At 62.0% G+C, this 14,178-nt stretch carries 2 protein-coding genes; both read left to right on the top strand.

Going from position 1 to position 14,178, the window contains the following annotated elements:
* The first annotated feature begins 45 nt into the window (after window positions 1–45).
* Window positions 46–1,377: a tyrosine--tRNA ligase gene (gene tyrS / locus CLV84_RS07405; protein WP_104419077.1), complete on the top strand. Its 1,332-nt coding sequence runs from the start codon at window positions 46–48 to the stop codon at window positions 1,375–1,377.
* Between the two features lie 409 nt (window positions 1,378–1,786).
* Window positions 1,787–13,366: a PKD domain-containing protein gene (locus CLV84_RS07400; protein WP_104419076.1), complete on the top strand. Its 11,580-nt coding sequence runs from the start codon at window positions 1,787–1,789 to the stop codon at window positions 13,364–13,366.
* Window positions 13,367–14,178 lie beyond the last annotated feature (812 nt).

Raw genomic sequence — 14,178 nt, 5'->3', positions numbered from 1 at the left:
ATGCTATATTTGCGCGCTCATAACCGACCCCGCAACCCCTACCCCATGGATTTTATCGCCGAACTCGAATGGCGCGGCATGCTGCACCAGCTCACCCCGGGCATCCGCGAACACCTGCAGGAAGCGCCCCGGCGTGGCTACATCGGCTTCGACCCCACCGCCCCCTCGCTCACCATCGGCAACTACGTCCAGGTGATGCTGCTGCTCCACTGGATGCGGGCCGGGCACGAAGCCGTCGTCCTCTTCGGCGGTGCCACCGGGCGCATCGGCGACCCCAGCTTCAAAGAACAGGAGCGGGACCTGAAAACCTACGACGAACTGGACCGCAACCTCGCCCACCAGCAGGAGCAGATGCAGCGCCTGTTTGCCAGGGGAACCAGGGCGCCGGGCGCGGGTGCTACGGCCGTAGCGGAAGCCGGTAAACAACCTACGATCGTCAACAACCTGGATTTCTACAAGGACATGAACGTTCTGGACTTCCTGCGCCTGGTGGGGAAGACGCTCACCGTCAGCTACATGCTGAGCAAGGACAGCGTACAAACCAGACTGGAGACCGGCCTGTCCTTTACCGAGTTCAGCTACCAGCTGCTACAGGGCTACGACTTCCAGAAACTGTTCCGGGAGCGGGGCGTAAGCGTGCAGATGGGCGGTTCGGACCAGTGGGGCAACATCACCAGCGGAACCGAATTCGTGCGCCGCAACCTGGAGGAAAAGGCCTACGCGGTCACCACCCCCCTGCTCACCAAGGCCGACGGCAGCAAGTTCGGCAAGAGCGCGGAGGGCAATATCTGGCTGGATCCCGAATTGACCAGCCCCTATGATTTTTATCAGTTCTGGCTCCGGACGGACGACGCGGACGTGGCGAAGTACCTGAAATACTTCTCCCTCCGCGACAGGGAAGCGATCCTGGCTGACTGTGCCACCGTAGATGCCCACCTCGGCGGGGAGGACCGTTACCGGGAAGTGACCGAGATCAAAACCGCCCTGGCCGCCGAGTTGACGGAGCGCATTCACGGGGAGGGAGGATTACAGACCGCCCAACGGGTAACCAATCTGCTGTGGGGCCGGGGCGCCACGCCGGAGGACCTCCAGGCGCTCGACAGCCAGGCGTTCCGGGCCCTCAGCGGGAACATTCCCACCTTCAGCGTCGACCGGGCGATCCTGCCGGTTGCCCTTGTCGACCTGCTTTCCGACCACAGCGACGTCACGGCCAGCAAGAGCGAGGCCCGGCGCGCAATCCAGGGGAATGCCATCGCGGTCAACAAAGAAAAGATCGGGGAAGCAGAAGCCGAAGTGGCCGCTACCGATCTCCTGCACGATCGTTACCTGATGGTGGAAAACGGGAAGAAGAAGCGGTACCTATTCCAGTTTCAATAGGCCCGTCTCCCACCGGCAAAGAGAAAGGAACTGCCCAAAACCACGACCGAATGTTGAAACGTATATTTTTGTAATTTAACACGCTCAATGCCGGAAGGCTACTTACCTTTATCTTGTAATATTGTACACGATCGCGCTTACGCAACACTACCTACACGTTTAGCCCCCGGGCTTTTTGGCTCACCACCCCTACGCGTCGCCGAATGCCTAGTTTCCGCAATCCGGCAATTTTCTGGTGCGGAGGCTAGCATGACGTAGGGAGCCCACCTACCTAGAACCTGGAAGATATCCGCTACCGATCCTTGATATCGGTAGCGGTACACTATGCTTTTATCCATCCGGTGCTGATCGCCGGTTTTGCTTGATTGGTTCATTTCCAGCTCACCCCAGAGCGACACTCGACAACACAATGAATACACTTTACCTTACGGCCCTTGGGTTTGTATTGCCTTTCCTGTTCGTCCCGCAACGGGTAACCGCACAGTCGACCGCGACGCTTTCCTTTGACCGGGCAAACATCAATTTCGTTGAAAAGGGAACGGGCCCCGCCCCGACCGCCTTGATCGGTTTATCGACCGCCGACGGAAGCCAACCGCTGATCACCCTGTCGGATGATCCCCACGCAGGCGATTGGCTCATCTACCCCGCCCTCACGGCTACCGGTCAGTTTACGATCGGCATTCGGTCCGGACTGGCCGTCGGCACCTACCAGACCAACCTGATCGCTACCGCGCCTGGGTACGCCGCCGCAGAGGTCTCGGTATCCCTCTCCGTAGAAGCTAGCGCGCCCGGGCAGCCCCGGGTAACGGGGGTATTTCCCCCGTCGGGCAGCCAGGGGGTATCCACTAACGTTTCCATTTCCGCGAATGCGCTGGCCCTGCCCAATGCCTTCGACGGCATCTACGGGGTAGCCAACGAGCGCATCACGCCATCCACGGTCTACCTCACGAAATTGCCGGGGGGCGCCCGCGTGCCGGCCACCGTCAACGGCACCGGCGGCGGCGATGCCATCAATCTCACCCCCCTTCTTCCACTTGAGGCCAATACGGATTACCGCTTCACGATCGAAGGGGTCACTGACCTTACCGGGGCCCCCTTCGAACTCTTCCATTCGACCTTCACCACCGGGGGTAGCGGCGGAGTCACCGGCAGCAACCTGGACCAGGTCGCCTTCACCTCCGCCGGAGCCGTGGCCACGGGCGGAAACTACACCTCGCTGACCATCGGCCCGGACGGTAAATTCTACGCCCTCGCCATCACGGGGGAAATCGACCGGTGGGAAATGGGCCCCGCCGGGGAGCTCCTGAACCGGCAAACGCTGACCGTGCTGACCGACACCTATGGCCTGCGCTCCGCCGTCGGGTTCACCTTCTCCCCCACCGCAACGGCTTCGAACCTGGTCGCCTTCGTCACCCACTGCTCCGGCGGACTCAATAATGCGCCGGCGTGGGACGGAAAACTCAGCCGGCTGTCCGGACCGAACCTCGAAAAAGAGGACCTCGTAGTCACCCGTTTACCCCGTTCCCGCCGCGATCACCTCACGAACAGCATCGCCTTCCGGCCGGGGGAGCAGCGGGTGCTATACTTCCTGCAGGGCAGCAATAGCGCCGGCGGGGCCCCGGACAACGCATGGGGAAACCGGCGCGAACGCTTGTTATCCGCCGCCGCCCTGCGACTGGACCTCGATAAATTGCCGGAAAGCGAATGGCCCCTCGACGCCAAAACAACCATGGACGCCGCGGCCATCAATCAAGCGGACCCCCAAAATCCACGGCTCGGAAGTGGAAGCGGCACCTACACGGAAAACGACCAGCTATTCCCGGACGACGGAACCTATAATCCCTTCTACCTTGATGCGCCCCTGACCTTGTTCGCCACCGGCATACGCAACGCCTACGATCTGGTATGGCATTCCAACGGTCAGCTCTACATCCCCGCCAACGGTACCGCGGCCGGCAGTAACTCCCCCGCGTCCATCGACGGCACCCGACGACCAGACGGTAGCCTCTATTCCAGCGCCCATCCGAGTGGCAACTACCCGATCGTTCCGGGAGTACTGGGCAATAATTCGCAACGGGACTGGCTCTTCCGGATCGACCCCAGCCGCAGCCGGGGCTACTACGGCCACCCCAACCCCCTGCGCGGCGAATTCGTCATGAACCGCGGATCGCAGGATGTATCGACCTACCCGGCCGGTGTAGTCCAGGATGCCAACTACCGGGGAGCGGCTTACGACTTCGCCTTTAACAAATCTCCGAACGGGGTGATCGAATACCGCAGCAACGCAGAAAACGGAAAGTTGCAGGGCGCCCTGCTCGTCTGCCGGTACAGCGGGGGAAGCGACCTGATCGCGCTGATCCCCGACGGGCCGAACGGAGACATTCGTACCGAAAAAATCGGCATCCCGGGCTTCACCGGCTTCACCGACCCCCTGGACCTCGTGGAAGATCCCGAAACCGGGAACCTGTACGTATCGGACTTCGGAACGGGTACCATCGTCCTGCTCAAGCCCGGCAATCAGGCCACCGCCCAGCCGGCCATCACCCTTAGCCCGGAAGCGATCACGACCGACGCCCGGGTAGGCGACTCCGTCCGGATCACGGTGTACGTCGCCAACGTCGGAAACGCCGCGCTCGAAGGGGCGACGGTGACCCTCTCCGGGTCCGATGCAAGCCAATTCTCACTGGATGCAGCAGCACTCTCCGCTAACCTGCCCCCCAACAACTCGGCGTCCGTCGATCTCCTTTTCCGCCCCACCTCGAGCGGCGTGAAATTTTCGACCCTGACCGTTACGGGAGTGAATGCCCGACCGGTAGTCGTAGCGCTGAGCGGTCTCGGACGCCAGGGTAGCGAGACGGGGCAGCAGCCCTCGCTTCAGCAAATCGTTAATGTCCACCGTTTACCTATCGATGTCGGGGACCGGGACCCACTGACCAGCCCCATCGACCTGGCGGGCGGCACTTACGATCAGCTCCTCGGTGACGAGGTTGACCTGTCGTCCTTCCAACGTGCCTCCGACGGCCCCGTCGAACTCGAAGTGCTCGGCGTCTTCGAAAACGAATCCGTGGATCCGATCGTAGCCTTCGGCTGGTACGAGAGCAATACCCCCTCACAAACCATTCCCCTCTTCACGGTAAGCAATTCGGTGGCGGATAACGGACAGACCATTCAACCCAAAGTAAGCGGAAACCAAACTTTCGACCCCGGACCGGTGGCATTCGGATTCTACAGCCTCTGGCCGGCCTCCAGTGGCCGCGTGGTGTACGGACATCCCTCCCTGAACACCTTCGACAGCGCGGTCAAGCGCCACCTGCGGGTTTACCCCGTCCCCGGTGAGGAGCACGCTTACCTACTGGCTTTCGAGCAGGCCACCACCGGTTTTGACTACCAGGATATCGTGGTGCTGGTCCGCAACGTGGAACCCGCGAACGCGGCGGTCGTCGTGGCCCGCCCGCGGGACGTCATCTTCGAGGCAACGGTGAACGGCGACGGCCCCCGCAGTAGCACGACTACCCTTAGCCTGCGCAACGAAGGCCGCACCTCCGTGGAGGTGGCTTCCTTCCGCCTGGACGGCCGCTTTGCCGATCAGTTTACGCTAGCGGATCCCACCGGCTTACAACTGCCGCCGGGGGAAACAATTCCCCTGGAGATCACCTACTCGCCGGTCGTTGATTTCGCCGACCTCGGCTACCAGGAGGTCGCCCTGTCTCTCTCCTTTACCGGCCCTTCCGCATCTACCACCACGGTCAACCTCCACGCACTGAAGAAGGCCGGCTTCGAAGGGGATGCGGAGCCCCCCTTGCAGGACGTACTCCGTACGTTAGGGTACGGAGTGAACGTCGGCTGGACCAGCCTTGCCAACCACGTGGAAGCGACGCCCCAGGGTGAAGAGATCGTGGCACCGCGCTTCCAGGCCGCCGGCCCCGGTGCCGTGACGCTCACGCCTATCGCCCGCTACTCCCCCGCCGGGGCCGTGACCTACGGTTGGTACACGAACGAGGCATCGGTCAACCGCCATACCGTCGGTGCGTTGGCCCCGGACCTGCCCAACGCCCAGCGGCTCTTTCCGAAACTGGAATCCGGTGGAACGACCTTTTCTCCCCGGGATTCCGTATTCGGCCTGTTCATCGGATTGCCGGAACGCAACCGCTTCGACTATACCCTCGACCCCCTGAATGCCGATAATTTCCACCGAACCCGGGTGTATCCGGCCCGGGACCGGGCGGGGGTACTACTCCCGAATACCTTCCTAATCTGTTTCGAGGAGGCGACCAACGGGGACTACCAGGACAACGTTTTCCTGCTGCAAAATGCGAAGCCAGCGGGCGACGAGGCGCAGGTGCTGCGTTTTTCGGAACCCGAAATCCTCGTGTCGGCTACTCCGGGTGAACTCTCGCCCCCCTATGCCAACCCCGTAACCGCTACCGGCTCCCGCACCAACCCGGCGCTCGTATTCTCGGCGGACCAGCCCTGGGTTGTACTGCCGCAATCAGCCCGGGCGGGAGACGTACTCCGCTTCGGAGTAAACGGTTTAGGCCTCTCCCCGGGTAAGTATGCCGCTACCGTTACCGCAAGCGCCCCCGGCTACCTGCCGGCTCGTATGTTGCTTACCGCGGAGGTCAGCGCGGATCGGGTCTACCGGCTAAACATTAACTTCCAGGACGCGACCTTCGATCCGCCCACCAGCTTTACCGCCGACTACGGCCATGCGTATGGCTACCGCCCGGGCGGTCACGTCTTCGGTTGGATCGACCCCGCCAGCCGCCAACCCGCGGAAAACCTCGACAACGCGGAAGGAAAGTCCCGGGGCGTACGGAACGACAGCTCCGACGAAATCAAACGCCTGCAGTCCTTCAATGTCCTGGACAACGTAAAACTTGACCCGCCGATGCCCCGGCACTGGGAGCTCGACCTGCCCAACGGACGGTACCGCGTAGAGGTCGGCGTCGGAGACCCTAAGCTCCGCAACAGCCGCCACACCCTCCGCGCGGAAGGAGAAACCCTCATCGACGACTTCATCCCGACGCCGGAGCAGATGATCACTTCCGCCACCGGCGTGGTGACCGTCGTGGACGGTAAGTTGACCCTCGACGACGTGGGCGTAGGTCCCTGGGGGAATACCAAGATCAGCTATCTTCGGGTGGAACAACTCAGTGGCCCGACCGTAGCTCCGGCCATTACCACGACAATCGATGGCAACCGGGATGCCGCGGGCAATTACCGCGGCCAGGCAACGGTGCGCCTTACCGCTAGCGACCGATCCCTGGGATCGGGTATCATTTCCCTGCGCTACAGCCTGAACGGGGCGGCCTTCGAGGCCTATGAGGAGCCGCTGGTTTTCACCCAGGCAGCCGGCACGGAAGTAGATAGGTATGTACTCAAGGTCCGGGCGGTGGATGGCCGCGGAAACGTCGCCCTAGCCGATACGGTGTTTTCGCTAGCTCCCGCGTCCGGCGCCCGCATTCGAATCGAAAACAGGAGTAAACTGCAAACGACCAATTTGTCCGTCCCCTCCGACGACCTCTTCGCCTTTCAGCGCACGAAAGAACCCGAAATCATCAACGGAATTCCCGCCGCCTCCAACGACCGCATTACCGTACGCATTCACAACGATGGCACCGCCCCCCTCCTGATTTCCGATATCACTGTAGGCGACACGGCCCGCTTCGGCGTCAGCGGTTTCGACCGTCTGGCCGGCCCGCTAGCGGTGCCTCCGGGAAGTTACCGGGACGTCGTCGGGGTATTCAAGGCTTCCGAGCCGAAAGGCGTGGCGAAAGTAATCTATTACGACACCCTCCGGATCACTTCCAACGCGGATAATGCCGGAGCGATCCTGACCGAATTCCGGGGTGGCTACATGGCCTACACCGAAGGAGCCAACGAGCTTTCCAACCAGCAGATTTTTGAAAACCTCGGCTTCGGAACGGAAATGGGCCGCGACATCAACCGCAATCCGATCGTCCGTCCGAGTTCGGATCGCCCCGCCGCTGACCGGGTGAACGCCGGTTTTGAGGGGGATCTCATTCTTTCGGGATACTTCGAGCAGGCCGATCCGGCACAGGAAGTGCGCATGATCCACCTCGGTGCCTTCCACGGACCCAGCGGTTCGCGTATGCAACTCCGCAACCGCTTTGACCGGATCGTGGCGGATATGTCCTACAACCACGGCACCTATTTCTACAACACCCTGCTCCCCCGGGCCACGAATACGAGCACGGAGATTGCCGGAGACCGGGCCCGGACGATCAGCGAGCCCTTCCTCATCTACATCGAAGGGTATCGGTCGACGGGCCACGGTTCCCAAAATGAAATCATGGGCGTCCGGGTCTATAAGGCAAGGGATTCCGCCGGACGAATCCTGCCCAATGCCTACATCGTACTGCAGGATTACGTTGGCAGCGGCTGTGCGCAAGGCGGCGGCAACTGCGACTGGCAGGACAACGTAGCCTACATCACGAACATCCGTCCGGTGGGCAAACCGACGGCCGGAACGCTGGCCGACCGCCAGGTGGACCCCGGGGAGGTAGACGTCTACGCCATCGGGCAGGTCTTCGACCGGGGCTACCCCGGCAACCGGCTTCGCTTCACCGGCCGGCTGGCCGACGGCCGGCCCTTGCCGGATTGGATGTCGGTGGACCCCAATACCGGAGCCTTGCGTAGTCTGCCGCCCTTCACCGCAGCCGGGCAGTCGTATGCACTACGCATTACGGCCACCGACTACAACGCCCTGACGGCCAGTGCCGCTTTCCGGCTTACGGTCACCAATACCCGGCAGGGCTGCGAGGTCAACGCCAACGTCGACGGCAGCCCCAAAGTTATCTACTGCCAGGGGGCCGGCGTTCGCCTGAACGGCTTTGCCGCGAGCGGCGTATACCAATGGTCCGGGCCCCAGGGATTCACCTCATCCGCTCCGAACCCCATCGTATCCGTTCCCGGAACGTATTCCTTAACCTCCGCTACCCTCGCGACGGGGGCCTGCGGATTGGTGTCGACCGTGCGGGTCACGGAGGACTATACGGGCGCGCCTCCCCTTACCATCGCGGCTAACCGCCCCTACCTCAGCTGTACGGTAAGCACCGTGGAACTGACCGCGGCGAGTTCCGGGGTCGATCCGACCTTTACTTGGTTTGCCGGCCAACGGGCGCTGGGTAAAGGGGCCAGGCTACGGGTTACGGAGCCCGGCACCTATACGGTACGCGCCGTTTACGGCGACGGCTGCGCCACGGAGCGGTCCATTACGGTGACGGAAGACTTTACGCCCCCGAGTGCCGGTGAGGGTGGGTCCATTACTGTTTGCGCCGGCGAGGGGCCGCTTAGCTTATTCGAGCGATTGGCGGCGCTCGGCGGGAATCCGCAGCCCGGCGGAAGCTGGGCCTTCCTCGACCGGCCGGTCGGCGATCAATTCGACCCGGCTACCGGATTGCGCGGGGTGTATACCTACACGGTGGGCGGTCGGGCCGGCTGCGCGCTCGTCTCCGCTGAAATGACGGTCGGCGTACGGGAGGCCTCCCGCTTCTATCGCGACGCGGATAGCGACGGTTTCGGCGATAGCCAACAGGCCCTGGAAGCCTGTGAGGCCCCCGACGGCTACGTCAGCAACGGATCCGACTGTAACGACGCGGACGCGGACATCCACCCCGGCGCCGCGGAAAAATGCGACGGCCGTGACAACAACTGCAACGGCACGATCGATGAAGGCGCGGCCTGCCTCGCCACCGGACCCGCCCGGCGGATCAACGCCGGCGGACCCGGCACTTACCACGATGGCGTCTACTTCGAGCCGGACGGCTACTACTACGACGGCAATGCGTACCGGAACGACCGGGTCAACCTTCCCGAAATTTACCGCAGCGAGCGCACTTCCGGCGACCCCTACTACGTCCGCTACTATTTCCCGCTCGCCCCCGGGGAATACCGCCTACGCCTTCACTTTGCTGAAATTTACTGGGATGCCCCCGGGGGCGGGAACGGCGACGTGGGCACGCGGGTCTTCGACGTAGTCGCCGAAAATCAACGCCTCATGGACAATTACGATATCCTCCGGGATGTCGGTCCGGGCAGGGCGGTCGTCAAGGAATTCAACGTACGGAATACCGACGGCTATTTTTACCTCTACTTCGATGGCCGTCGCGCACAGGGGGGCGCCGATCAGCCTAAAATCTCCGCCTTCGAGGTCATCAGCCTCACCGATAGCGGACCAAACGTAGGACCGGTCGCCACGGCCACGGCCACCCCGACGGTGGGTACCGCTCCCCTCGCGGTTACCTTGGATGGGTCCTTATCCACGGATGCGGACGGAAGCATCCGGGAGTACCGGTGGAGCTGGGCGGGCGGTAGCCTATCCGGACCCAGTGGCGTAGTCGTATTCGAAACGGGCACCTACCTCCTTACGCTCACCGTTACCGACGACGACGGGGCACAAAGTACCACTACGCTGAACGTCACCGTAGGCGAAGCCGTGGCCGACGCGGATGGCGACGGCATTGCCGATAGCGCCGACAACTGCCCCACCCAGTACAACCCCGACCAGCAGCTGCAAACCCTGTACCTTGATGCCGACGGGGACGGTTACGGCGACCCCGCGGCGCCCCTGACGTCCTGCTTCCCGCTCCCGAACTACGTGAGCAACAAGCTGGATAATTGCCCGGACCGCTACAGTACCGATCTTAGCGACCGGGATAATGACGGCCTGGGAGATAGCTGTGACGAGGACGACGACAACGACGGCGTGGTGGATGCGGACGACTGCGATCCGCTCGATCCGCTGATCACTACCCCTAAGCTCTACTTCGCCGATCAAGACGGTGACGGATTCGGTGACCCCGGACAAGCCATCCTTGCCTGCCGACAGCCCGCCGGTTACGTAACCGACAATAGCGACAACTGCCCGACGACCGCCAACCCCGATCAACTGGATCAGGACGGTGACGGCGTCGGTGACGTATGCGCCTATACCCTGCCGGCAACGGCCTACTGGCTCGAAGCCGAATGCGCCCGGGTAGGCACCGTGTGGAACGTGTACTACGACGACGCGGCCTCCGGATCGGCCTTCGTGGATGCCCGGGGTAACAACAACCTGCAAGAGGTTCCCGCCGACGTGCCGGCCAATCATCTTCGCTTCGACATTCCGGAAGCGCGGGCCGGAAGCTATTTCCTGTTCGGCCGAATCAGCGCCGCAAATCAGAACAGCGACTCCTACTACTACCGCATCAATGGTGGCGCCTGGACGGCCTGGTACCGGGACATCCTGTCCGACGGCACGTTTCACTGGAACCGCCACCGGAACCAGATCGAACTCCGCGGCGGTGACAATACCATCGACATTGCCTGGCGCGAAGGAAACGCCCGCCTCGATAAACTGTACCTCACCACGGAGGCGGATCTCCCGGAAGGAGTCGGCGAGCTGGCTGGTAATTGCGGCGCGTCGGCCAATCAGCGGCCGAAGGCCGTGGCCGTAGCCAGTACGACCACCGGCGCGGCACCCCTACTGGTCCAACTTGACGCTACGAATTCCTCGGATGCGGATGACAACATCGCCGCCTACGTATGGACCTGGCCGGGCGGCGGGTACGCCAACGGGGCGACCCCTTCGCTAACGCTGGCCGTAGGAGCCTACCCCATCACCCTGACGGTCATCGACGAATTCGGTGCCGCGGATTCCGACGAAGTCCGGATAACCGCCTTCGACGCCACGGCGGACACCGACGGCGACGGCATTACCGACCTGGAAGATTCCTGCCCTACCCGCTATAACCCCGATCAGGAACTATGGGTATTCTACGCCGATACCGACGGCGACGGCTGGGGGGATGCCGCGACTTCCGTGACGGCTTGCACCCCTCCCCCGGGATACACCGACCGTGCCGGCGATCGTTGCCCGGATGTCTATGATACCACCCAGTCGGATTACGATGGCGACGGCCTGGGGGATAGCTGTGACCCCGACGATGACAACGACGGGGTGACGGATGCCCTCGATTGCGACCCCTTCGCACCCGCGCTCGGCGCCCAAACCCGGTACTTTGCCGACCCGGATGGCGATGGATTTGGCGACCCCCACCAGCTTATCCTGGCGTGTAGCGCGCCCGCCGGCTACGTGGCCGACAACACGGACAACTGTCCGCAGACCTTCAATCCCGACCAGGCTGACGGCGATGCCAACGGTGTCGGCGACGCCTGCGAAGGGACCGTCAACGTCCGCGACAGCTACTGGCTCGAAGCGGAATGTGCGATCCCGGGCGCGTACTGGACGGCGGTCGAGGACGCGGAGGCCTCTCGGGGAAGCTACGTATTTGCGCCGGAGCGCAGGTCCATCAATCTTGCACCCGATAATACCGATACCGACCACCTGCGCTTTTTCATCGAGGACGCGGCCGCGGGCACCTATCAGCTGTTCGGAAGGATACGCGCCACGGATAACGATAGCGACAGTTTCTGGGTTCGGGTCAACGGAGGTAACTGGACAGCCTGGTCGCGTGGCGTCACCAAGGGGCCGGCCTTCCACTGGAATCGCATGCCGGGCTCCCTTCCGTTAGTAAAGGGGCTCAACGTAATCGAAGTAGCCTTCCGCGAAGGAAACGCCCAATTGGACAAGCTGCACCTGAGCATGACGGAGACGATACCCGAGGGTACGGGCGATGCGGCGGATAACTGCGGGAGAGCGCTACGGATCGCCCCCACCGCGGCGATCGCCCCGGCCGAATTCGAAGGAGCGGCCCCCCTGACGGTAACGCTCGACGCCGCGTCCTCCTACGATACCGACGGAACCATCGATCGCTATTTATGGACCTGGGAGACCGGTGGATTCACCGGCCCGGCCGGTCAGAACACCTTCCCGGCCGGAACCTATACGGTCACCCTGACGGTGGTGGACAACGACGGACTGGCGGATGAAACGACCGTAGTGATCCGGTCCATCGATGCCGCGCTGGACAGCGACAACGACGGCATAGCGGACGTGGACGATACCTGCCCCCGTATCGCCAACCCCGATCAACGACTCCCCACCTTCTACGCCGACCTGGACGGCGATGGCCTGGGCGATCCGGATGATGCCATTGAAGCCTGTGAGCAGCCGGCGGACTACGTCACCAACCAGGAGGATAATTGCCCCACGATCTACAGCCTTGATACCTCCGACGCGGACAACGACGGGATCGGTGACGCCTGTGACACTTACTTCGGGGCCTCGAAGGAGGTTGCCGTGGAGGCGGAGTGCGCTACGGTGGGTGCCGGCTGGAAAATCGTGGCGGATCCGACCGCCGCCGGGGGAAACTACACCGTATCCGGCAGCGGTAACCAGATCCTGGAGCCGACGGTGGATGATGCCACTCAGCAACTTACGTTCCACCTTTCGGTGCCGGAAACCGGGAAATATTACCCTTTCTTCCGGCTGGACGCGCCGGACAGCGGCAGCAACTCCTTCTGGGTGCGCGTCGACGGCGGTTCCTGGATGAAGTTCTGGAAAACCGCAAACGGCGAGCAACTCCTGACGGACGGTTTTGCCTGGTACGCGCTAACCGACGATACCGCCCCCGTTAGCTTCCATTTCGCGGCCGGCAACCACACGGTAACCGTTGCCAACCGGGAGGCGGGTACGGGCCTGGATAAGCTTCAGATTTCAACCGTCAACCAGCTTCCTTCCGGTAGCGGGCTAGCGGCTGACTGTGGCAAAGGGATGGCGATCCAAAAGGCGGTAAGCCAAACGGTGAGCAAGAAGTATGCGGAACCCGCTGGTTCGGGCCTGGTGCTGTATCCCAATCCTGTGGCCGACGCCTTGACGCTGGCTATGGAGAGCCCTCACCGCGGTCCGGTCGAGCTACGCATCTTCGACGCTACGGGGAAACAACTGCGCCGCACCACCTACGAGAAACTGGGAGCGGAATGGACCGTGACGGTGGACGTGGCGGCACTCCCCGCCGGAACTTATCGCTGCGCGCTAATTTACGGCGACCGGTGGACGGTTCAGGCCTTCGTCAAGGCCCGTTGAGGATAGGCCGTCCGTGCGCCCAACGAAACGTATCCTGTCCGCGGTGGCGGCAGGATACGTTTCGTTGGGGCGACGGCTACCCTTTGCAGGCGGAACCATTTAGCCAGTGTTTGGCGAGCGACGTACCCGTTAAGCATCGATGCCGGACGCGAATGCCCGAAAATCCCTATTTCTGGTGATTGGCCACCGATCATCGTTTCCGGCTGTAGGATCCTAAAACCATATACATAAAAATAGTATGCGTTAAAATTTGACCGCATGGATATTAAGCAGGCCTTCGTGGCGATTTTCGGAATCGTCCCTGCTACAATCGGGACTGAAATGACCCGGATTCGGAAGGTGCCGTAAAGAGGATGTGGACTTATTCTTGTTAAATACCGCCAACAGCCAGTAAATATTTTGGCAGATGTACTAATCTGGCTACATTAGTCTGAGATTTAATCAACGGACTGCATTTACCACGCTGGGTGTCGGTCCGTCTCGAATAGAATGCTTGAGAATGGATATTTTACCAGGCTGACGTTGACACCCACACCTCTACCCAAACCTGACAGGCCGGAATTGACCGGCATTATTACATCCCAACGGATACTATCCGGAGGGAAATTCCTTGTATTTGAACTAATTGTGCCGGAAGGCCGAACTAAGCTGCACCTTCACTTGCCTGCGCGACGCTACAGTGCCCGAACGAAAACCCCACCTAGTCTGGTGACCTTGCGGGTGAGGCCCTGTAAGGTCCAGCTTGCGCGGCTTTCAGTGGGTTGTTCGTCCCGCCTGTCGGAGGGAAGCTATTGTTTAGTTCAACCCTGAAG

It is taken from the genome of Neolewinella xylanilytica (assembly GCF_002934605.1).
In the GTDB taxonomy this organism is placed as follows: domain Bacteria; phylum Bacteroidota; class Bacteroidia; order Chitinophagales; family Saprospiraceae; genus Neolewinella; species Neolewinella xylanilytica.
This window is presented reverse-complemented; position numbering and strand designations above follow the sequence as displayed.

What these genes read in the sequence shown, in the direction of transcription:
- tyrS (WP_104419077.1), top strand. Translation starts at nt 46, where the DNA reads ATGGATTTTATCGCCGAACTCGAATGGCGCGGCATGCTGCACCAGCTC.
- CLV84_RS07400 (WP_104419076.1), top strand. Translation starts at nt 1,787, where the DNA reads ATGAATACACTTTACCTTACGGCCCTTGGGTTTGTATTGCCTTTCCTG.